General features: G+C 58.8%; 21 protein-coding genes and 1 tRNA gene. 9 read left to right on the top strand and 13 right to left on the bottom strand.

The annotated features are described in order from the left end of the window. The first annotated feature begins 72 nt into the window (after nt 1-72). Nucleotides 73-2,214, top strand: coding sequence for a YgiQ family radical SAM protein (locus tag VGK14_RS10115; RefSeq protein WP_331508950.1), 2,142 nt, complete (start codon nt 73-75; stop codon nt 2,212-2,214). A 43-nt stretch (nt 2,215-2,257) separates the two neighbouring features. Here VGK14_RS10115 and VGK14_RS10110 read toward each other — a convergent pair whose 3' ends face one another. The 3 genes from VGK14_RS10110 to VGK14_RS10100 all read right to left on the bottom strand — a co-directional run bounded on the left by VGK14_RS10110 (nt 2,258) and on the right by VGK14_RS10100 (nt 5,112). Continuing rightward, the gene (locus VGK14_RS10110; protein WP_331508948.1) at nt 2,258-2,896 is read right to left on the bottom strand and encodes a glycoside hydrolase family 19 protein; all 639 of its coding nucleotides are present in this window, start codon (nt 2,894-2,896) and stop codon (nt 2,258-2,260) included. Next, entirely contained in the window at nt 2,893-4,482 is a 1,590-nt protein-coding gene (locus VGK14_RS10105) for a hypothetical protein (RefSeq protein WP_331508947.1), read from the bottom strand. The genes VGK14_RS10110 and VGK14_RS10105 overlap by 4 nt, the downstream gene beginning before the upstream one ends. 216 nt (nt 4,483-4,698) lie before the next feature. After that, complete coding sequence (locus VGK14_RS10100) at nt 4,699-5,112, bottom strand: ester cyclase (protein WP_331508946.1); 414 nt, start codon at nt 5,110-5,112, stop codon at nt 4,699-4,701. A 99-nt stretch (nt 5,113-5,211) separates the two neighbouring features. Here VGK14_RS10100 and msrP point away from each other — a divergent pair, with 99 nt between their 5' ends. From msrP to VGK14_RS10085, 3 genes are all read left to right on the top strand, one after another. Further along, nucleotides 5,212-6,183, top strand: coding sequence for a protein-methionine-sulfoxide reductase catalytic subunit MsrP (gene msrP / locus VGK14_RS10095; protein WP_331508961.1), 972 nt, complete (start codon nt 5,212-5,214; stop codon nt 6,181-6,183). Then, a complete protein-coding gene (locus tag VGK14_RS10090; protein WP_331508945.1) occupies nt 6,183-6,797 on the top strand; it encodes a protein-methionine-sulfoxide reductase heme-binding subunit MsrQ in 615 nt (204 codons plus the stop codon). Before msrP ends, VGK14_RS10090 begins: the two co-directional genes overlap by 1 nt. Nucleotides 6,798-6,862: 65 nt before the next feature. Further along, nucleotides 6,863-6,938, top strand: a tRNA-Lys gene (locus tag VGK14_RS10085). A 340-nt stretch (nt 6,939-7,278) separates the two neighbouring features. Here the strand turns inward: VGK14_RS10085 and VGK14_RS10080 are convergent. The 3 genes from VGK14_RS10080 to VGK14_RS10070 all read right to left on the bottom strand — a co-directional run bounded on the left by VGK14_RS10080 (nt 7,279) and on the right by VGK14_RS10070 (nt 8,530). After that, a complete protein-coding gene (locus VGK14_RS10080) occupies nt 7,279-7,608 on the bottom strand; it encodes a helix-turn-helix transcriptional regulator (protein ID WP_331508944.1) in 330 nt (109 codons plus the stop codon). Next, nucleotides 7,605-7,865, bottom strand: coding sequence for a type II toxin-antitoxin system RelE/ParE family toxin (locus tag VGK14_RS10075; protein WP_331508943.1), 261 nt, complete (start codon nt 7,863-7,865; stop codon nt 7,605-7,607). The genes VGK14_RS10080 and VGK14_RS10075 overlap by 4 nt, the downstream gene beginning before the upstream one ends. A 188-nt stretch (nt 7,866-8,053) precedes the next feature. Continuing rightward, on the bottom strand, nt 8,054-8,530 hold the full coding sequence (locus VGK14_RS10070; RefSeq protein WP_331508942.1) for a tyrosine-type recombinase/integrase: 477 nt from the start codon (nt 8,528-8,530) through the stop codon (nt 8,054-8,056). 486 nt (nt 8,531-9,016) lie between these two features. Between VGK14_RS10070 and VGK14_RS10065 the strand changes: the two genes are divergently transcribed. From VGK14_RS10065 to VGK14_RS10050, 4 genes are read left to right on the top strand one after another with little or no spacing between them, the layout of a single operon-like run. Further along, nucleotides 9,017-10,228, top strand: coding sequence for a TolC family protein (locus tag VGK14_RS10065; RefSeq protein ID WP_331508941.1), 1,212 nt, complete (start codon nt 9,017-9,019; stop codon nt 10,226-10,228). Then, on the top strand, nt 10,225-11,310 hold the full coding sequence (locus VGK14_RS10060) for an efflux RND transporter periplasmic adaptor subunit (RefSeq protein ID WP_331508940.1): 1,086 nt from the start codon (nt 10,225-10,227) through the stop codon (nt 11,308-11,310). Before VGK14_RS10065 ends, VGK14_RS10060 begins: the two co-directional genes overlap by 4 nt. 2 nt (nt 11,311-11,312) lie before the next feature. After that, complete coding sequence (locus VGK14_RS10055) at nt 11,313-14,381, top strand: CusA/CzcA family heavy metal efflux RND transporter (protein WP_331508939.1); 3,069 nt, start codon at nt 11,313-11,315, stop codon at nt 14,379-14,381. Further along, nucleotides 14,378-14,677, top strand: a complete 300-nt coding sequence (locus VGK14_RS10050) for a DUF3240 family protein (protein ID WP_331508938.1) — start codon at nt 14,378-14,380, stop codon at nt 14,675-14,677. Before VGK14_RS10055 ends, VGK14_RS10050 begins: the two co-directional genes overlap by 4 nt. Nucleotides 14,678-14,693: 16 nt before the next feature. Here the strand turns inward: VGK14_RS10050 and VGK14_RS10045 are convergent, their stop codons facing one another. The 7 genes from VGK14_RS10045 to VGK14_RS10015 all read right to left on the bottom strand — a co-directional run bounded on the left by VGK14_RS10045 (nt 14,694) and on the right by VGK14_RS10015 (nt 19,475). Beyond that, nucleotides 14,694-15,569: an ATP-binding cassette domain-containing protein gene (locus VGK14_RS10045; protein WP_331508936.1), complete on the bottom strand. Its 876-nt coding sequence runs from the start codon at nt 15,567-15,569 to the stop codon at nt 14,694-14,696. Further along, on the bottom strand, nt 15,566-16,231 hold the full coding sequence (gene modB / locus VGK14_RS10040; protein WP_331508935.1) for a molybdate ABC transporter permease subunit: 666 nt from the start codon (nt 16,229-16,231) through the stop codon (nt 15,566-15,568). The genes VGK14_RS10045 and modB overlap by 4 nt, the downstream gene beginning before the upstream one ends. Continuing rightward, complete coding sequence (locus VGK14_RS10035) at nt 16,221-16,625, bottom strand: TOBE domain-containing protein (protein ID WP_331508934.1); 405 nt, start codon at nt 16,623-16,625, stop codon at nt 16,221-16,223. Before VGK14_RS10035 ends, modB begins: the two co-directional genes overlap by 11 nt. Further along, nucleotides 16,622-17,380 carry a molybdate ABC transporter substrate-binding protein gene (gene modA, locus VGK14_RS10030; RefSeq protein ID WP_331508933.1) on the bottom strand — a complete coding sequence of 253 codons (759 nt, stop codon included), beginning with the start codon at nt 17,378-17,380 and terminating at the stop codon, nt 16,622-16,624. The genes VGK14_RS10035 and modA overlap by 4 nt, the downstream gene beginning before the upstream one ends. Before the next feature lie 44 nt (nt 17,381-17,424). After that, entirely contained in the window at nt 17,425-17,598 is a 174-nt protein-coding gene (locus tag VGK14_RS10025; RefSeq protein WP_331508932.1) for a porin, read from the bottom strand. Further along, nucleotides 17,546-18,592, bottom strand: coding sequence for a porin (locus VGK14_RS10020; protein WP_331508931.1), 1,047 nt, complete (start codon nt 18,590-18,592; stop codon nt 17,546-17,548). The genes VGK14_RS10025 and VGK14_RS10020 overlap by 53 nt, the downstream gene beginning before the upstream one ends. A gap of 73 nt (nt 18,593-18,665) precedes the next feature. Further along, the gene (locus tag VGK14_RS10015; RefSeq protein WP_331508930.1) at nt 18,666-19,475 is read right to left on the bottom strand and encodes a TOBE domain-containing protein; all 810 of its coding nucleotides are present in this window, start codon (nt 19,473-19,475) and stop codon (nt 18,666-18,668) included. Nucleotides 19,476-19,709: 234 nt separating this feature from the next. Here VGK14_RS10015 and VGK14_RS10010 point away from each other — a divergent pair, with 234 nt between their 5' ends. After that, nucleotides 19,710-19,997 (top strand): helix-hairpin-helix domain-containing protein, encoded by a 288-nt coding sequence (locus VGK14_RS10010; protein ID WP_331508929.1) that lies wholly within the window; start codon nt 19,710-19,712, stop codon nt 19,995-19,997. Nucleotides 19,998-20,018: the final 21 nt, after the last annotated feature.

Here is a 20,018-nt window from a genome sequence, read left to right as displayed (position 1 = left end):
TTCTCGGGTATTGTTCGTCAAGATGATGGTTTTGCTTAGATAGTTTGCCGCGGCAAGAGTACAATGCGCGCCATGCAAGCTGTCCAATCCATTTTCTCCTATCGCCCCTACTGGGCCAAACGTTTCGGCACTGCGCCGTTCCTGCCGATGAGCCGCGCCGAAATGGACGCGCTCGGCTGGGATTCGTGCGACATCATTCTGGTTACCGGCGACGCTTACATCGACCATCCCAGCTTCGGCATGGCGCTGGTGGGACGCCTGCTGGAATCGCAGGGCTTCCGCGTCGGCATCATCAGCCAGCCGGATTGGCAGTCGGCGAACCCGTTCAAGGTGCTGGGCCGGCCCAACCTGTATTTCGGCGTGACCGCCGGCAATATGGATTCGATGGTCAACCGCTATACCGCCGACCGCAAAATCCGCTCCGATGATGCCTATACGCCGGACGCCGCCGCCGGCAAGCGCCCGGACCGTGCGGTGCTAGTGTATTCGCAGCGCTGCCGCGAAGCCTACCCCGACGTGCCGCTGGTGATCGGCAGCATCGAGGCGTCCTTGCGCCGAATCGCGCATTACGACTACTGGTCGGACAAGGTGCGGCGCTCCATCCTGATCGATTCCAAGGCCGACATCCTGCTTTACGGCAACGCCGAGCGCGCGCTGCTGGAACTGACCCATCGCCTGGCCAAGGGCGAAAACATAGCTGACATCACCGATCTGCGCGGCACGGCCTTCCTGCGCAAAGCCTTGCCGGAGGGCTGGGTGGAGGTCGACTCGACCGAGATGGACAGGCCAGGCCGTGTCGATGCGCATCCCGATCCCTATGCGATGGAGCCGGCACTGGAGACAACCGGGAAATCCTGCGCGGCGGCTGCCGGCGAGGCCGCTGCCAATGACGCCAAAACCAACGTCATCCAGTTCCAGCGCAAGCCCAAAGCCGACCGTGCCCATACCGTGGTGCGCCTGCCGTCGTATGAGGAAGTTTCCAGCAACCCGGTGCTGTATGCCCATGCCTCGCGCGTGCTGCATCTGGAATCCAACCCCGGCAACGCGCGGGCATTGGTGCAACGGCACGGCGACCGCGACGTCTGGCTCAACCCGCCGCCGATTCCGCTCTCCACCAGGGAAATGGATCATGTCTACGACCTGCCGTATGCGCGCGGGCCGCATCCCGGCTACGGCCGCGCCAAATTGCCGGCGTGGGAAATGATCCGGTTCTCGGTCAACATCATGCGCGGCTGCTTCGGCGGCTGCACCTTCTGCTCGATTACCGAGCACGAAGGCCGCATCATCCAGAGCCGTTCGGAAGAGTCCATCCTGCACGAGATCGAGGAAATCCGCGACAAGGTGGACGGCTTCACCGGCATCGTGTCCGACCTGGGCGGGCCCACCGCCAACATGTACCGCATGGCCTGCAAGAGCGGGAAGATCGAGCAGTCCTGCCGCAAACTGTCGTGCGTCTATCCGGATATCTGCGATAACCTCAATACCGACCATTCGGCGCTGATCCAGCTCTACCGCAAGGCGCGCGCCATTCCCGGGGTCAAGAAAATTCTGGTCGGTTCCGGGCTGCGCTACGATCTCGCGGTGCGTTCGCCGGAATATGTGAAGGAACTGGTGCAGCACCACGTCGGCGGCTATCTCAAGATCGCCCCCGAGCACAGCGAAGAAAACGTGCTGTCGAAGATGATGAAGCCCGGCATGGGCGCCTACGACAAGTTCAAGGCGATGTTCGAGAAGTTCTCGAAAGAAGCCGGCAAGGAGCAGTACCTGATCCCGTACTTCATCGCCGCGCATCCCGGCACCACCGACGAGGACATGCTCAATCTCGCGCTGTGGCTAAGGCGGAACAATTTCCGTCTGGACCAGGTGCAGACCTTCACACCCACGCCGATGGCGATGGCGACCGCGATGTACCATTCGGGCAAGAACCCGCTGCGCAAGGTCACCCAGAGCAGCGAGCAGGTCGCGATCCCCAAGGCCGGCGGCAAGCGCAGGCTGCACAAGGCATTCCTGCGCTACCACGATCCCAACAACTGGCCGCTGCTGCGCGAAGCCTTGAAGGAAATGGGGCGGGCGGATCTGATCGGCAACGGCAAAAAGCACCTGGTGCCGAGTTTCCAACCCGCCGGAACTGCTATGCCATCGAATAAAAGGCATGCGGGAGAGGTCAGGGCACGTGTCGGTGGTTTTAAGAAACCCGCCCCAAGGCATTATTGAACGGGTAACAGCGTGGGATGCCTGCCCTGCCTGGCGATCGATTTCAGCCGCTGCTACCCAGTACCGCCTGCGCTGCGATCCAGTAGCGTTTTCTCTCCGCGAGTCCCGTGCGCCCGCCGTTGATGCGGATCGAAATATTCTCGAAGTCTTTTTCGTCATCGTCGCCGGGCTGGTGATCGGCGATGGTGTTGAGGCCCAGGCGCTGCCAGTAATGGGCCGCGGTCAAGGCCGCTACTTGCGGTGTGGCAACGAGGTCCGGCTGCTCCAGCAGCGGCAGTCCGAGGGCTGCGGCGGCAATGCGGTAGTTCTCCTTGCAGGTGAGCTGGAACAGGCCGCGGCCGCGGTATCGCCAGCCATCGTCACTTGCTGCGTCGCCGTTGCCGCCGCGTCCCGCGTAAACCCGGTTGGCGAGTTTCTGCGGATTGCGCGCATAGGGCTGGGCGGCATCCGGCGTGGGGAAGCGCTTGGGCCAGACCGCCATAAGCCGCTGGGCGCTGTAGTTGAGGTTTTCTTCCAGACGGGTCGTCTCCGCCGATTCATGGGCGACCTGGGCAAGGAATGCCGCCATGCGCTGCGGGGTGTCGATGGCAAAGCGGGCCATGGCAGCGGTCAGGGGCTCGACCCAGGTTCCGGCATCGCAACCTGGCATGATGGTCTTGAGCTGTTGGGTGTTAAGGGTCATAGCGCCTGGTTCCAGCGGGAAACGACGAAGCGGAGATAGCCGTCGATGCCGGGGGTGGTTTTGCCATAGATAGGTAGCCGGATTTCTGCGCGGCCATCGGTCAGCGGCCGGATTTCCACGGGAGTAGCGGCTTTGCCGGGGTTCTGGCTTTGCCAGTCGTAGAACACCTGCCATTTGTCGCCCGCGGTCTGGGGCGGTATCAGTTCCACCGCAGCGGTGTCGTGGAACAGATAGCCGCCTTCATAGTGCTCGTCAGGCAGAAAACGCCGTTCCACTTCGTAGTCGGGCGTACGTACGCCCAGGGTCAGGCTGTAGGCGAGGGAAGGGCGATCCATGTCCACGCGCCAGCGGGTGTCGAGGAATATGCTGGATAGATAGAGGCTGCGATGGCGCGCGTTGGCGGGTAAGTGGAGCCAGTCCTTGAGGCTGAGGCAGGCGGCGGAATCTTCTTCTGCGGTGCGCCGCGTCAGGTACCAGCGTTTGCCGCGGGGCGCGGCCAGTATCTCGAAGATATACAGGGCGTCAGCTTCGCGCCCGGCGTCAACCGCCTGTTGTACGGCTTGCGGCAGGCTGAGTTGGACAACCTCGACCCAGCAATCCACCCGCAGGTCGCCGAAGAGGAAGCGCACCAGATTCTGGTAAGACTCCTCGTTGTTAACGATGCCGAAATAGCCCGAGTGGGAGCGGTAGGCGTAGGCGGTGGCGCTGGGGGCGGAAACATTACCCTGGGCATCTAAGCCCCAAACCGAGGCATTGGCGATCTTGACCAGGCCATCGCTGCCGTGACCGGCGAAAGTGCGCGAAGCGCCGGCGGCAACCTCGTAGTCGGAGCGGTTGCTGCCGATCATGCAAAAGAAACGGGAGGATGGGAAGGCTGCTTCCGGTAGCCAGTCTACCCGCTGCGTCTGCCCGAAACGCTCTTTGAGATCGAGGTAATCGGCCATGCGCTCCCGATTGAAGTTGTTCATGTCGTCCAGGCTGATCCAGCCGGGCACGTTTATTCCCGCCATTTCGATGCCATTGTGAGGGGTGGCGTAGGTGAACACCTTGTCTACCAGTTTGCGGGCGCCGGTGGTATCCAGCGCCGGATTTTGCAGGAAGGCGCGGCAGACCAGTCCGCCCATGGAGTGGGCGACGAGGTAGCAGCGGAAGTCGTCGGGCTGGAGTGCATTGCGAGGGTCGGTGCAGACCAGGTCGCGCACCCGCTGAACGAGGCGGCCGAGACCCTGTGCGAAGGTCTCAATGCTGGGTGTCTTGCCGTTTCCCAACAGTTGCGACGCCTGTTCGTAATAGCGATAGATGATGACGGAACGGGTGGGAATGGTGCCGCCCCAGTCCGGGTCCATGATGTCCAGCCCGTTCTCGAAGACATCGCGATAGCCGAAATCGGAATTGAGCCGGATCACCGGAGATTCAAAAATGAACTTGCGGGCAGGCTTGTGCCTATCGGGCGTGGCGCGAAAGACCGTGGAGCCGAGGTTGAAGCCGCAAAACGGGTCGGCGGTGGTTTCGTCGATCTCGCTCTGGCTCATGGCATAACCGCGAACGTAGATGATGGGATAGTAAGGCGCGACGGTGTTTGGCATCGGTATCTCCTTCAAGGACGATTCAGGGGCCGCATGGCACGCCGGCCATCTGTTCTTCCGTAAGCCGGTTCTCCATGGCCGGTGAATTTTCAATGGTCTTGCCGGATGATGGCCTGATATATCATGCTATGGAAGTTGTGGTGTTGCAACTATCTGATCGGATAGGTTTTTGTCGATGCGGGCTACAGCTTGAGGCGACAGGTATGCCGCCGCCCCCTATTCCCCGATATGCTTGGCCAGCAGCTTCAGCAAGCCCTGGATATCCCACAGCACCCACAGGTCGGCGATCTTGCCGTCCCTGAACGTGAACACCGCCGCGCCGGCCCATTCCAGTTTGGCGTAGGTGGGCTCGTAGCCCAGGAATTCGCCGTGATGGATGCCTGAGTAGTGGATGCTGGCGAAGGTTTTGTCGCCTTCCTGGATCATGTCGACGATATCGCAGCGGTAGTTGCCGATCGCTTCCCGTACGAAATCCAGGTAAGTCGCGAAATCGGCATGGCCGTATTGCATCTTGCCCAGCGAGCCGCGAAAGGCGAAATCGTCGCACAGCAGATCCGGAATAATGGTCTGGTCGTCGTTGTTCCAGATCGCTTCGTAAAACCGCCGTACGGTTTCCTTATGGTCGCTCATACTGCATCTCTCCGTGCCGCAAAATTTTTTTTCTTGTCGAGTGTAATTTTCAACATAATAAACCGACAAAGACAATAGGAATATAAAAAGGAGCGCATCATTATTATTTCTCGTCCATCTGATATTGCCCCGTCTGAAATCACGCCCAGGGAAGCCTACGCCGAGCGCCGCCGGTTTTTGCAAACGGCCGGCCTGGGATTGATTGCAAGCGCGGGCCTGGCCTCCGGCCTGGTTCAGGCAGCCAACGTCCAGCCGCAGGCGCGGCGCAAGCTCGCACCCATCGTCAAAGGCCCTTATGCCACCGACGAGAAGCCGACCCCCTATGCGGATGTCACCACCTATAACAATTTCTACGAATTCGGCACCGACAAAAGCGATCCCTCGCGCAATGCCGGCACTATTCGTACCAGGCCGTGGACGGTAAGCGTAGAGGGCGACGTGAAGCGGGCTAAACGTATTTCTTTAGACGACCTGCTCAAGCTGGCACCGCTGGAAGAGCGCATCTACCGCATGCGCTGCGTCGAGGGCTGGTCCATGGTGATCCCGTGGGTGGGCTTCCCGCTGGCGCGGCTGATCGAATGGGCGGAGCCCACCGGCAACGCCAGGTATGTCGAATTCATTTCCCTTGCCGACCCCGACCAGATGCCCGGCGTGCGCGTGCCGGTGCTTGACTGGCCCTACACCGAAGGCTTGCGCCTGGATGAGGCGCGCCATCCGCTGGCGATACTCGCCGTCGGCCTCTACGGCGAGACGCTGCCGGACCAGAACGGCGCGCCGCTGCGTTTGGTCGTGCCGTGGAAATACGGCTTCAAGGGCATCAAATCCATCGTCTCGCTGCGCTTCACCGAAAAAATGCCGGTCAGCAGCTGGATGCGCGCAAACTCGCGTGAATACGGCTTCTATTCCAACGTCAACCCCGAGGTTGACCACCCGCGCTGGAGCCAGGCCACCGAGCGCCGCATAGGCGAGGGCGGCCTGTTCAACCGCCGCCGCAAGACGCTGATGTTCAACGGCTATGCCGATCAGGTTGGGCAGCTTTATGCCGGCATGGATTTGAGGAAATATTTCTGATGGAACTGCCGACCCGATTGCCGCCCGATAGGTTAATCACGGTCAAGCGCACGATCTTCGTGCTGGCGCTGCTGCCCTTGCTGCGGTTGGTGGTCCTAGGCTTTAACGAGGATCTCGGCGCCAACCCGGTGGAGTTCGTCATCCGTTCCAACGGCACCTGGACGCTGACCTTTTTGCTGATCACGCTGGGCATCACGCCGCTGCGCAAGATCACCGGCATGAACTGGCTGCTCAGCCTGCGCCGGATGCTCGGCCTGTACGCGTTTTTCTATGCCGTGCTGCATTTTCTGTCCTACGTCTGGCTGGACCAGTGGTTCGACTGGGGAGCAATCGTCAAGGATGTCGCCAAGCACCGCTACGTGCTGGTCGGCTTCGCCGCCTTCCTGTGCCTGATCCCGCTTGCCGCGACTTCCACTAATGCAATGATGCGCCGCCTGGGCAGAAACTGGCAAACGCTGCACCGCTTGGTATATCTGATCGGTGTGCTCGGCGCGACGCACTACTGGTGGCTGGTGAAAAAAGATCTCACCCAGCCGCTGATCTATGGCGCCGTGCTGATTTTGCTGCTGGGCTACCGCCTGCTGACAAAAGTGCAACGCACGAGCATCGCCTGATTTTCGCCGAAGCCCGTATCAACCGGTTGACAAGGGCGGGGCGCATCAGGATAATGGCGCGCCTCGGGGGATTAGCTCAGCTGGTAGAGCAGCGGACTCTTAATCCGTTTGTCGACAGTTCGATCCTGTCATCCCCCACCAGTATTTAAGCGGCCCACAGCGATGTGGGCCGTTTTCATTTCTATGTTAGTAGCCGCATAGTAGCCTAGAGCTCTCTGTCGCAATGCTGAAACCATATCTATTAAGGGAATAGTCCGTAATATCAGTGACCTCTGCATCGGAATGCCTGTTAAACTCCCCTTCACCACGGAGTTCTGTAAATAACTGGCTCCGATACCCCACCATCGGAATGCCTGATAGACTCATGGGCTTGCCCGGTGTGTGCTGCCAAGATGTTCCGATAGCCTCGGGATCGAAGCCAGACCAGCGGTGGCCGATTTCCCAAATGTTTAGATAGTCTTTTCCTTCGAGAAACATTGGATCAGGACGCTGCTAAAGCTGCATTAATACGCTCCAGGAGTTTCGGAGTCACTTTGTCCTGGCGTTCGACCTTGCTGATGTAGGCTTGCGTGACGCCCATGCGTTCGGCCAATTCGTTTTGGGTGATATGGGCTTTCATGCGGGCGAGGGCGATGGGGTTGTCTACGTAGTCTTCAAGTACGAAGGGAATATATTCGTTGTCGTCATCCGTGGCGGCCTCAATACCTGCCAGTTCGTCCTCGATTTCTTCTCTCAAGGCGGTATAGACGGACATGGGTAACAAGACGTACTCGTCTTTGCCATCAATGGATTTGATTATTTGTAGAGTCATTTGTACGCATCTCCACGCGGTTTAATCTTTTCAATTGCAATCACCTTAACCGCATCTTGCCGGTCATAGATAATGCGCCAATTGCCAACACGCAGCCGGTAGTAGGGTTCGCCTTCCAGCTTTTTGGTGTCCAGTTCAGGATGGTCTGGATCGTGGCCGAGTAGTTCTATTTTCTCGGTGATCCTGAACCGCTCCGGCCTCGACAAGCTTTGCAGTTTCTTTGCCGCTTGCCGTTTGATGGTGAGCGTGTAGGGCATGGTTATATTATGAGGTTATATTTGGTTATATTCAAGGTTATTTTGTGTGTCGAGCGGGATCGTCTCTGTTGATGGCTCTTGTTCTGCACACTCTAGCAGAAAGTCAGTAACGCGCTGCATGGTCTCTCTGAGGCGCTCGACGTCGCTGATGATGTAGCCCGCAGTGACATCGTTTGTCATTTTGTGATTCACCAGCCGTTTGAGGGCATAGGCTGAAATGTCCAGGCTCTCGGCAATGGTGATAAAAGTACGGCGTAAGTCGTGCAGGGTAAGAGTAACCCCGGATTCATTGATGACTCGCTGTTCTGCTTTTCAGGGGCGTTGAGATAACCTTTTACCCTATCACCGGGAAATACGAACCGGCTTGCATTGCTGATTTCCTGATGGCGTCTGGTGAGCAGTTCAAATAGAAAGTCGGATAGGGGGAGTACGTGCGGCTGGCGATTTTTGGGGTCGGGGATGGTGAGCGTCTTGGCTTTGAGGTCGACGTTTTCCCATGACAGACTGGCGGCTTCTTCGCGGCGTAATCCGGTGAACAGTGCAAGAAGCAGAAAGTCCCGGATCATTTCCCGATTGCGGCCAACGGGATCATTGACCAGATTGTTGACGGCCGCGAACCATGCGCCTAGCTCATGTGCCTTGATGACGCTATGCCGACGATCCACTCGATACCAGGAGCGAGTTTGCGATAGTAGCCAAGAGTTCTCTACCACAACGCTAAAACTGTTTACTGCCCGTTTTTTCTGCTGGTCTAGGATTCGCCCCTGGCCACCTCACTAAATCAAAAGGCCATTACTAACGTGTAACGGCCCTTTCATTTTGGTGCATCTTTCAGCTTGTTAGCGTCCAGAGCGCAAATCCCAATCTATTGATGACTTGAATCCTAATGTTCAGCGAGTCATCCAGCCGTATATCTGGGCCGATCTTAAGTCGTTCTTAAGGTTGGATGATTAAGCTGCGCCTTGAGATGTGGTGCGCGGTGAGCATGGCTTCAATATTTATGGAGCGGCAAAGCCCAGTTGTATCCCCCGCAAGATGCAGTGTTGCAGTGCAACTTCAATTATCGGAGAACTGCAGGGCGGGGTGCATGTGTATCCGAAACCGAAGCTTTCGAATTCGTAACAGAAGGGTGAGACATGAGGTGTCATTGGTTGGCTTTATCACTGCTGATATTGCCGGTGATCGCAGCGGGAGAAGAGCTGGAGCGTCTTGAGATCGATTCTCAGCTGACGCTTGCCCATGCGGTAAAGCAGGCGTTCGCCCGCAGCCCGCAGCAGCAGGTGCTCAAGGCCGGAAAAATTTCCATCGAGGCAAAATCGGTGCAGGCGGATAGTCTATTGCCCGGCGCGCCCGCAGTATCGATGCGGCATCAGAACGATGCGATCGGCAGCGGCCGCAATCTGCGCGAATGGGAAGCCACGCTGGAACTGCCGGTATGGATGCCGGGTCAGCGCGCAGCGCGCCGGATGGTCGCGCGCGAGGCGATGGACGGATTGGGAGCCAGCCAGGGCGGCCTGATGTTCGGCCTGGCCGGACAGGTACGTGATGCGATATGGGACGTGGCCATGAATACCAATGCCGTCGGGCTGGCCGAACAGCGTGTGAAAAATGCCGAGGCCTTGCAGCGCGATGTGTCGCGGCGCTGGCTGGCAGGCGAATTGGCCAGGACCGATGCCATGCTGGCGCAAAACGAGACCTTGCAGGCGCAAACCGCGCAGTTGCAAGCCCAGGCCGAACTGAAACATGCCGAACACCGCTACTGGATGCTGACCGGGCTCAAGGCGTTGCCCGCCAAGGCGGAAGAGCCGCTCTCAACGCAGGCCGGCATCGATGACAGCCATCCGCTGCTATCGGAGGTGGCCGCCAAAGTCGCGCTGGCGCAAGGCGAGCGCGAACTGGTGCGGGTGGAGAAACGCGAGAACCCGCAAGTTCTGATCAACGCTCGCCATGAGCGCGGCGCCTTCGATGCCGACTACAACAGCAGCGTCGGCCTGGCGGTCCGTATTCCGCTGGATGCGCAGGTGCGTTCGGCACCGCTGTTGGCCGGGGCGGAAATGGGGCTGGCGCAGGCGATGAGCGAGCGCGATCAACGCATGCTGACGCTACAGGCCGCACTGCATGAGGCCGAGCATAATCTGGAGGTAACCCGGGCTAGTGTACAGCTTGTCGAGGAACAAAACCGTCTGGCGCAAGAAAACTTGCGTCTGGCGAAAAAAGCCTTCGATCTTGGTGAATCCGATCTGGTCAGTCTGCTGCGCGTGCAGGCTACGGCGCAAGACGCCGAACGCGCATTGCGCAGCAGCCGCATACAGGTGCAATGGAATATCGCTCGTTTCAACCAGGCCATGGGAGTTTTGCCTTGAAAAAAAATTGGATATGGATATGGTTGGTCTTGCCGCTTGCAGCCAACGCGGCCAACGACATTGTTGTTACATCGCGGCAGATGCAGACGCTGGGCGTCAGCGTTTCGCCGCTGACGATAGCCGGCCCGGTGATGAGCAACCGCCTGCCGGGCGAGGTGGTCGTGCCGGTGGGACAGGAGCGCATAGTCAGCGCACCGCAGAGCGGCCTGATCGACTCGTTGCGGGTGGTTGCCGGGCAAACGGTAAAGCGCGGACAGGCGCTTGCTCACCTTACCAGCCCGGAACTGGTAGCCATGCAGCGAGACTATCTGCAATCGCGCACCCGGCAGCGGCTGGCAACCAACATGATGGAGCGCGACCGCGAGCTATTCAAGGACGGCATCATCGCCGAACGCCGCCTGCTGACGACGCAGAGCGCCCATGAAGAGCAGACCGTACTGCTGGCGCAGCGGCGCCAGGCATTAAAAATGGCAGGGCTGGGCGAGGAGTCCCTTAATCGCCTGGAAAACACAGGCAAGATGGCCGGCGGCTTGACGATTGCCGCGCCTATCGATGGCGTGGTGCTGGAGCAGATGGCGACTGTCGGCCAGCGCGTTGACGCCAGCGCGCCGATCTACCGTATCGGGCGGCTCAAGCCGCTGTGGCTGGAAATCCATGCGCCGATAGACATCCTGCATTTCGCCAAGAACGGTATGCGCATAGTCATTCCGCAATACCAGGCTGAAGGCAGCATCATCACCATTCTGCGCAGCATCAATAAAAACGACCAGACAGTGCATCTGCGCGCCGAAATAACCAGCGGCGCCGAAAAGTTATCGCCAGGCCAATACGTCGAGGCGGAACTGGCGGCGGAAGCAGGTAGCCGACAGTTCTCGGTATCCAAGGCTGCGGTGGTGCGCAGCGGGCAGAAGAGCTATCTGTTCGTGCGCACCGCGCAAGGATTCAGGGCATTGCCGGTAACCGTGATCAGCGAACAGACCGAGCATGCGGTGGTGAGCGGCGAACTCGACGGCAGCGAGAAAGTGGCGGTGACCGGCACGGCGGCGATCAAGGCCGCCTGGGCCGGGATCGGCGGTGAATGACCATGCTCTCGAGACTGATCCAGTTCGCCCTGACCCAGCGCATGTTGATGCTGGTGCTGACCTTGCTGCTGCTGGGCGCTGGCGGTTATGCTTTCCGCGAACTGCCCATTGACGCCTTTCCGGACGTTTCTTCCACCCAGGTCAAGATCATCATTAAAGCCCCCGGCATGACGCCGGAGGAGGTGGAAGCCAGGATTACCGCCCCCGTGGAGGTGGAGATGCTCGGCATTCCTAACCAGACCATGCTGCGCGCGGTGGCCAAATATGCGCTTACCGATATTACCGTGGACTTTGCCGACGGCACTGACATTTACTGGGCTCGTCAGCAAGTTGCAGAGCGGTTGAATGCAATCTGGTCCAATTTGCCGGCGGATGCTTCCGGCGGCATCGCACCGATGACAACGCCGTTGGGCGAGATGTTCATGTTTACCGTGGAAAGTGAAATGCTCAGCCTGGAACAACGCCGCAGTCTGCTGGACTGGGTGATTCGCCCAGCGTTGCGGACCGTGCCGGGAGTTGCCGACGTCAATTCGCTGGGAGGCATGGTGCGCAGCTTCGAGGTGGTGCCTGACAACGCCCGTATGTATGCGCGCGGCGTGTCGCTTTCGGAATTGCAGCAGGCTTTGGAGCTCAATAATCGCAATGACGGGGCCGGCCGTCTGGGAGATGGCGAGGAAGCGTTGCTGGTGCGTTCGGAGGGCCGCTTCAAATCGCTGGATGATGTGCGCGATTCCGTCGTCAAGAGCGAGCAGGGCATGCCGATACACATCGGCGACGTGGCGCAGGTAAGAATAGGCGCGATGACCCGCTATGGCGCTGTTACTCGCAACGGCACTGGCGAAGCGGTCGAGGGCCTGGTACTGGGGCTACGCGGCGCGAATGCCAGGCAAGTGGTCAATGGAGTGCGCGCCAGGCTGAAGGAAATACAGCCCGGGCTGCCGAAGGGAACCGCGATTGAAGTGTTCTACGACAGGGGAAGCCTGGTGGAACGTGCGGTCAGCACTGTTTCGCATGCGCTGTTTGAGGCCATCGTGCTGGTCGTCGTTTTGCTGGTGCTGTTTCTCGGCAACCTGCGCGCGGCGCTCACGGTAGCGCTGTCGCTACCGCTGGCGGCGCTGGCGACGTTTATCCTCATGCGCCAGTTCGGCATGTCGGCTAACCTGATGAGCCTGGGTGGGCTTTCTATCGCCATTGGCATGCTGGTGGATGCGGCTGTGGTGGTGGTGGAGAATATCGTTTCCCATCTGGCTCACGGCGAACACTCCAGACTGCCGCGCCTGCATCTTATTTATCGCGCAGTGCGCGAAGTGAGCATATCGGTAACCGCCGGCATCCTCGTCATCATCACCGTATTCCTGCCGCTGCTGACTTTGCAGGGCCTGGAGGGAAAACTGTTCAGCCCGGTCGCACTGACTATCGTGTTCGCGTTGTCCGGCTCGCTGATTCTTTCGCTGACCGTAATCCCGGTACTGGCGTCTTTCCTGTTGGGTCAAGTGAGCCATGAAGAGCCTTGGGTGGTGCGCAAGGCGTTGCAGCTCTATCAATCGGCATTGCTGTGGGCGCTTGACCATGTGCGCGCCATCGTAGTGGGGGCGCTGCTCGCCTTGGCCGCCACGGTGGTGGTCTATCTGCAAATCGGCAAAACTTTCATGCCCACCATGGACGAGGGCGACATGATCGTCGGCGTTGAAAAGCTTCCTTCCATTAACCTCGACCAGACGGCATTGCTGGATATGAGCATACAGCGCGCCATCATGGAACATGTGCCAGAGGTGCGCGGCGTCTATTCGCGCGTGGGGTCCGACGAGCTGGGGCTGGACCCGATGGGGCTCAACCAGACCGACAATTTTTTGTTGCTTAAACCACGCGATCAATGGAAAGTACGGGATAAAGCGGCGCTTACCGATAAACTGCGCGATACGCTGAGCCAGATCCCAGGCATCGCCTACAGTTTTACCCAACCCATTGAAATGCGCGTCAATGAGATGATTCTCGGCGTACGGGGCGACCTCGCGGTGAAGATATTCGGCAGCGACATGGAAGCGCTGGACCGCAAGGCCCAGCAGGTGGTGAAAATCCTGGAAGGTATTCCCGGTAGCCAGGATGTCTACACCCCGCAAAACGGGGGCGTGCAGTATCTGCGCGTGAATATCGACCGGCTGGCGGCTGGCCGGCTCGGCTTCAACATCAGCGAGGTGGAAAGCATTCTGCGCGCGCAGCTGGAAGGCAAGGTGCTGGGCATGGTGCAGGAAGGCCAGCGCCGCACGCCGGTATTGCTGCGCGGAGGAGAAGCGCTGCGCGCGTCACCGGCTGATTTTTCCAAGCTGATGCTCACTTTGCCCAACGGCACCAATATTCCGTTGTCCGCCATTGCCAGGCTGGAGCGCATTGAAGGCCCGGTCAAGATTGACCGCGAGCGCGGCGCGCGCATGGTGGTGGTGGTCGCCAATGTGAAAGGGCGCGACCTGGTCAGCTTTGTGGAAGAAGCCAAGCGCAAGGTGATGGCCGCGGTAGAAATGCCGGAAGGTTATTCAATGAAGTGGGGCGGCCAGTTTGAAAACCAGCAGCGCGCTGCAGCACGATTATCCGTGGTTGTGCCCATCGCCATCGGCATGATTTTCTTATTGCTGTTCGCTACTTTCCGTTCGGTGCGCCAATCGGTGCTCATCCTCTCCAACATTCCGCTGGCGATGATAGGCGGCGTGCTCGCGCTGTGGATTTCCGGCGAATATCTATCGGTGCCGGCGTCGGTGGGATTCATCGCGCTGCTCGGCATCGCCGTGCTGAACGGGGTCGTCATGGTGACCTATTTCAATCAATTGCTGGCGCACGGCATGGCGATCGGCGAAGTCGTGGTGGAAGGCGCCAAGCGGCGCCTGCGGCCGGTGCTGATGACTGCGAGCATCGCTGCTTTCGGTTTGCTGCCGCTACTGTTCGCCACAGGTCCGGGCTCTGAGATCCAGCGTCCATTGGCTATTGTGGTGATCGGCGGCCTGGTCAGTTCGACGCTGCTGACACTTATCCTGCTCCCTATTCTGTATCGTCGCTTCGGCGCGGAGAATGTGCAATGAACCAATGTCTATTGATCATTTTCGCTGTCCCGGCCATTGAGGAATCACTGGTGGACTGGCTGCTGGAAAACATTGTCATCAGCGGTTTCAGCACCATGCATGGGTTCGGCCATGGTACCCGCCACTCCGGCCTGACGTTGCTTGAGCAGGTGACCGGGCGCCAGCATCGAACCCAGTTCATCATCGAGATCAGCCACGCTGCTTCAGCGGTGCTGATCTCGGATTTGCGCAATAAATTTTCGGGAGCCGGCCTGCACTATATGCTGATGCCGCTGATGGAAGCCGGGAAGCTTTGACGACGATCGTTTAAGGTCACTCTACCACTTGCAGCATTGGATTGAACGCCTTGGACAGCAGCATCACGCGGCTACCGACCCTGAGCTTGGCCGCTTCGTCGGCGGTGGCGATGATGCGCACGATCTGGTTGCCGACCAGCACCGATACCGCAAATACCACGTCTGCGGGTTCGATCGCCAGCACTTCACCGGCGAAGTGAAATTTGCCGCTGGACTGGCTGCTGCCGAATACAGTGGCGGGTTCGCCTTCGCGCACCGTACGGCCGTTTTCGATCACTACCACGCGCCGCGACAGTTTGTAGACCTCGCTCACGTCGTGGCTCACCAGCAGCGTGGTGAGGCCGAAATGGCGCTGCAGGCGCAGGATTTCGTCCTGCAGGCGCTGGCGGATTTCATGGTCCAGCGCGGACAGCGGTTCGTCCAGCAGCAGCAGGCGCGGCTCGGAGGCCAGTGCACGGGCGAGCGCCACGCGCTGTTTCTGCCCGCCGGACAAGGCATCCGGTTTGCGGTGTTGCAGTTCGCCCAGTTCCATCAGGTCCAGCAATGCATCCACGCGTTTTTTGTCCGCTCCTTTCCGCAAGGCGAATTCCAGATTGCCGCGCACCGTCATGTTGGGAAACAGCGCGTAATCCTGGAACACATAGCCTACGCGCCGCTGTTGCGGCGCAAGATTGATGCGGGCGGCGGTATCCAACCAGGTTTCGCCGTTGACGACCAGGCTCCCCTGTTCCGGCAGATCCAGCCCGGCGAGACAGCGCAGCAGCGTGGTCTTGCCCACGCCCGACGGGCCGAACAAGGCGACGAACTCGCCTTCGCCGACCTCAAGGCTGACATCCAGCACAAACTCGCCTTGCGCGCCATGCAGACGTTTTTTGATACGGGCGCGGATCATATCGGCGCCTTGCGGTTGAACACGTACACCACCAGCAGGATGAGGAAGGAAAGGCAGAACAACACCCCGGCGTAGAAATTGGCCGCGGCATAGTTGAGCGCCTCGACTTCGTCGTAAATGGCAATCGACGCCACGCGGGTTTGATCGGGCAGGTTTCCGCCTATCATCAGTACCACGCCGAACTCGCCCACGGTATGGGCAAAAGCCAGCACCGTGCCGGACAAGAGTGCGGGCTTGATATTGGGCAGCAGCACGCGCAGGAAAGTCTCCAATTTAGACTTGCCCAGCACATGCGCGGCCTCGGCAAGGGAGGATGGAAGGTTCTGGAAACCGGATTGCACCGGGTGCACCAGAAAAGGAAAACTGAAAATCACCGAAGCCACCACCAGCCCCTCGAAGCTGAATGCCAGCCTGAGACCGGCCACACGGTCCAGCCACTGCCCGAACCAGTGCTCCGGGCTGAAGGCCAGCAGCAGGTAGAAGCCCAGCACGGAAGGCGGCAGCACCAAAGGCATGCTGACCAATGCCTCGACCACGGGTTTGAATCGGGTCCGGGTATGCGCCAGCCACCAGGCAAACGGCACGCCGATGCAGAACAGGATAGCCGTCGTCACCGACGCCAGCTTGAAAGTGATCAGCAATGGTTGCCAATCAAGCGTCATGGGACAGCACCATTTCATTAGCCTTGACCAATGCCTCCGCCGTGTCGCCGACAGCCAGTTGCAGGCGATCCACGCCGCGCGTGGTGATGACGCAGATCAAGGGCTCGCCGCGATAATCCAGCCCCACCGCGCTCAGGATCGCGCCGCGCTCGATGCTGCGCACCGTCACCGGAAACCGGTTGCGCAGGCTGATGAGGCCGGTGAGATTTTTCGCCAGCGAGACCTCGGTTTCCTTAAACAGCAGCGTCACCGGATGGCCCACTCGCAGGTAGCTCGCCGTGTCCGGAGTTTCCAGCAGCGTTGCGGTAAACATGTCGCCGCCGACCGCCACATCCACCAGCGACATGTGGCTGTTGCAATCGACGCTAACGATTTGTCCTTGCAGCTTGTTCAAGGCAGTTTGTATCCATGTTTGGCGAAAATCTCGCGCGCTTTGGATGAAAGCACAAAGCCGTAGAACTTGCGCGCGGCTTCGCCATTCACCTCCGACCCGTGCTTGAGGATCACGACCCCCTGCGCGATCGGCTCGTAGCTTTCCGCCGGCACTTCTATCCACTTGCCCTTGCCCGCCGTTTCTGGAGCCACGACGATAGATTTTGCGCTGAAGCCCACATCCGCCGCCTTGCTGTCCACATACTGGCTGACTTGGGTGATATTTTCGCCATACACCAGCTTGGGTTCGACAGCCGCACGCACCTTGTAATAATCCAGCACCTTGAGTGCCTGCCGCCCGAACGGCGCGACCTTGGGATTGGCGATGGCAACCTTGCCCACGCTTGCATCTGCGAGCCCGGCCACGCCCTTACCCAAATCGACATCCTTTTGTGTCCACAACACCAGCAGGCCGTAGGCGTAAGGTTTGGGCGGCGTAACGGCGTAGCCGTCCTTATAAAGACCTTCCGGGAACTCCATGTCCGCCGACATGAATACGTCGAACGGTGCGCCGCTCCTGACCTGTGTTGCGATCTTGCCGGAGGAGTTGAGCACGCTCTGTGTCTCGATACCGGTTTCTTTCTTGAACTCGGCAGCGAGGTCGTCAAACACGTATTTGAGATTAGCCGCGATCGCTACGGTCAAGGGTTCCGCGCTGGCAACAAGTGCATGTGCCAGCAACAGGAGGATAAGAAAACACTGTTTCAGGAATTTCATGTTGGCTCCTATAAGATCATTATCGATGGGCTAATTCAAGTGCATCAGAAGTCGAACTGCGCCCGCATCGTCAGCGCGTCTTCGTTGTCAAAAGTCTTGCCGCTAACGGTGACCGGCATCTCTAAGCTGGTATGCACGTAGTTGGCGATCAGGCGCACGTTGGGGTTAAGTATCCAGTTGGCGCCCAACGCCCAGGCATCGACTCCGGAGGCTGGCATACCAGGCTGACATGTCACGGCTGAAGTTGGTGCCGTCAAAATTGGCCCGGATGTATTCGCCCTGGAGCTTGATCGGACCGTTGGCCAGAGCAAGTTCAGCCCCGCCGCGGGTACGGTCGACGGGGTTGGTGAATTTGTTGGCAGAGGTATCGGTGGTTTCGAAGAACTTGTAACCGCGCGCTTCCGTCTGCATTACGGGAATAGCTGAACCGCCTTCCTGCTTGCCGTAGGAATAGAAGCCCCCCACATGCACCACCGCATCCTTCCAGCCGGCGAATTCGGCTATATTGCCGGTGAGGCGAGCCATCAAGTCCTTGTTGTCGTGTTTGGCATCGCTTTCGTCGGCGTTGTTGCCGTTGATCCAGGCGGCGCTGTAATAGATGCCGTTCATCGGCGTGCCATGCACCATAACGCCACGGTCAAAGGTACCGCCGAGCAGGGCATCGGCCAGCGAGCGTTCCTGGAAGTCGGTGAAATTGGTGCTCATGCTGCGTTCAAGTCCGTAGAATGGCTTGAACTGGCCGAAGCGTATCTTGACTTGCTTGAATTTGTCGATATCGAAATAGGCATGGGTGAGCGTCGTGCTGGTACCGGAGTATTCGCCTTCCACCCGCGCGGAATAGTCCTTGTAAAAGGTCATGGCAGCGCCCAGCCGTGCGCGGCGCACGCTAAAGGTGTCGGCGGCGCTTTCGTCCGGGTGGAACACGCGGGCATCGGCCTGCACACGGCCGTTGATGGCGAGTTGCCAGTTGCCGCTGCCGTCTCCTAATTTCATGCCATCCTTGAAAGATGCGAAGACCGGCTGCCCTTCTGCCTTGCCTCCGGCACCCTGCAAGGCTTTCAGTTCCTCGGCCATCGCTTTCATCTGCCATTGCTGCTCTTCCAGCATTTTCTGCAACTGCATGATCCTGTCGTTAGTATTGTCGTCCGCATAGGCGACATTGACGCACAAAGCAAGCAGCACACCACTTTTCAGCGTCCATCCCCGTTTCATTTAAAGGCTCCTTTTCAAAAAACATCAATCGCAATAAAGTTAACTACATAACGACAGGCAAAAAAACACCGCCTTAATCGGTGACTCCCAGAATGACACTGCTGGCCTTGAACACGGCGCAGACTTCAAGCCCTTCTTTCAGGCTCAAGCTGTTTACACTTTCATTAGTGATAATCACGCTGACGGTGTTGCCGCCGTCCAATTGCAGCACCACCTCGGTATTCACATTACCCAGCGTGATGCGCGTGATCCTGCCGATGAGCTTGTTGCGAGCGCTGACCTTGTTTGCGGCATCCGGCAAGGCGAGGATGATCCAGCTGGCCTTGACCAGCGCCCAGGCATCGCTGCCGATCTTGAGATTCAGGCTCTCCAGCCCGTCATGCGTGACGACGGAATGTATCCTGTCGCCGCCGGTCAACGTCAGTTCCACTTCCACATTCACCGGCCCCAGCTTGATGGCGCTCACCTTGCCGAAAAACTGATTTCTTGCACTGGTTTTCACGGACAGCCTCCTGATCATATGATAAACATTGTCGAAATCGGCGATGCCCGCGCTGGCGGCTTCCAGAAAGCGCTTTTGCTCGCGCAGCAGGGCCCGGTAGGCATCCACGATGCGGACACCCAAGCTAGTCAACTGCGTCCCGCCGCCGCCCTTGCCGCCTGTCATGGTCGCCATCAGCGGCTCGCCCAACATGCCGTTCATCGCATCCACCGCATCCCACGCACCCTTGTAACTCAACCCTGCCGCCTTGGCCGCCTGCGTGATCGAACCGCATTCGCCGATGTGCTCCAGCAATGCTATGCGCTTGTCGCTCAACAGGTTTTGCTCGTCGCGTCCCAGCGCTAGCGTGCCTACTACTTTCAAGTCGTTACGGTTCGCCATCGGTTTGTTCCAGTTATCGCAATAAAATGTAGTATATAGCGATACGCTGGAAGTTGAGCAGGTTCCGTGCCATAAGCGAGTTGCACTTTTATATTCAATTAGATTGAAATAAGTTAACGCACAGGCCTGGTGTTGGCGAGACGGATTGTAGCGTTTGCGACAATCGGTGATCGGCCTTGCAAAAGTGCTGCTAACCTCGTTTAATTACTCCATTGAACTATCTTCGCCGTCGCGATGAACCCGCAAAAAGTCGACAGAGCCAAAGTTGCCTGCCTGGAAGACCTGCCCAACGTCGGCATGGCCATGGCCGCGGATTTGCGCCTGATCGGCATCCATGTGCCGGAGCAACTGGTCGGCAGGGAAGCGTTCGAGTTGTATGATGCGCTGTGCATGGCGACGGCCATGCGGCATGATCCCTGCGTGATCGATGTGTTTATGTCGATTGTCAGTTTCATGAACGGCGGGCCTGCGCGGCCATGGTGGTCGTTTACCGAGGAACGCAAGCGTTTTTTCAAGCCCTGACTTTTAGCGTCCATTTTTACG

The organism is Novimethylophilus sp., assembly GCF_036504375.1.
Lineage (GTDB): Bacteria > Pseudomonadota > Gammaproteobacteria > Burkholderiales > Methylophilaceae > Novimethylophilus.
This window is presented reverse-complemented; position numbering and strand designations above follow the sequence as displayed.

What these genes read in the sequence shown, in the direction of transcription:
- VGK14_RS10115 (WP_331508950.1), top strand. Translation starts at nt 73, where the DNA reads ATGCAAGCTGTCCAATCCATTTTCTCCTATCGCCCCTACTGGGCCAAA.
- VGK14_RS10110 (WP_331508948.1), bottom strand. Translation starts at nt 2,896, where the DNA reads ATGACCCTTAACACCCAACAGCTCAAGACCATCATGCCAGGTTGCGAT.
- VGK14_RS10105 (WP_331508947.1), bottom strand. Translation starts at nt 4,482, where the DNA reads ATGCCAAACACCGTCGCGCCTTACTATCCCATCATCTACGTTCGCGGT.
- VGK14_RS10100 (WP_331508946.1), bottom strand. Translation starts at nt 5,112, where the DNA reads ATGAGCGACCATAAGGAAACCGTACGGCGGTTTTACGAAGCGATCTGG.
- VGK14_RS10090 (WP_331508945.1), top strand. Translation starts at nt 6,183, where the DNA reads ATGGAACTGCCGACCCGATTGCCGCCCGATAGGTTAATCACGGTCAAG.
- VGK14_RS10080 (WP_331508944.1), bottom strand. Translation starts at nt 7,608, where the DNA reads ATGACTCTACAAATAATCAAATCCATTGATGGCAAAGACGAGTACGTC.
- VGK14_RS10075 (WP_331508943.1), bottom strand. Translation starts at nt 7,865, where the DNA reads ATGCCCTACACGCTCACCATCAAACGGCAAGCGGCAAAGAAACTGCAA.
- VGK14_RS10055 (WP_331508939.1), top strand. Translation starts at nt 11,313, where the DNA reads ATGCTCTCGAGACTGATCCAGTTCGCCCTGACCCAGCGCATGTTGATG.
- VGK14_RS10050 (WP_331508938.1), top strand. Translation starts at nt 14,378, where the DNA reads ATGAACCAATGTCTATTGATCATTTTCGCTGTCCCGGCCATTGAGGAA.
- VGK14_RS10045 (WP_331508936.1), bottom strand. Translation starts at nt 15,569, where the DNA reads ATGATCCGCGCCCGTATCAAAAAACGTCTGCATGGCGCGCAAGGCGAG.
- modB (WP_331508935.1), bottom strand. Translation starts at nt 16,231, where the DNA reads ATGACGCTTGATTGGCAACCATTGCTGATCACTTTCAAGCTGGCGTCG.
- modA (WP_331508933.1), bottom strand. Translation starts at nt 17,380, where the DNA reads ATGAAATTCCTGAAACAGTGTTTTCTTATCCTCCTGTTGCTGGCACAT.
- VGK14_RS10025 (WP_331508932.1), bottom strand. Translation starts at nt 17,598, where the DNA reads ATGCCAGCCTCCGGAGTCGATGCCTGGGCGTTGGGCGCCAACTGGATA.
- VGK14_RS10020 (WP_331508931.1), bottom strand. Translation starts at nt 18,592, where the DNA reads ATGAAACGGGGATGGACGCTGAAAAGTGGTGTGCTGCTTGCTTTGTGC.
- VGK14_RS10015 (WP_331508930.1), bottom strand. Translation starts at nt 19,475, where the DNA reads ATGGCGAACCGTAACGACTTGAAAGTAGTAGGCACGCTAGCGCTGGGA.
- VGK14_RS10010 (WP_331508929.1), top strand. Translation starts at nt 19,710, where the DNA reads ATGAACCCGCAAAAAGTCGACAGAGCCAAAGTTGCCTGCCTGGAAGAC.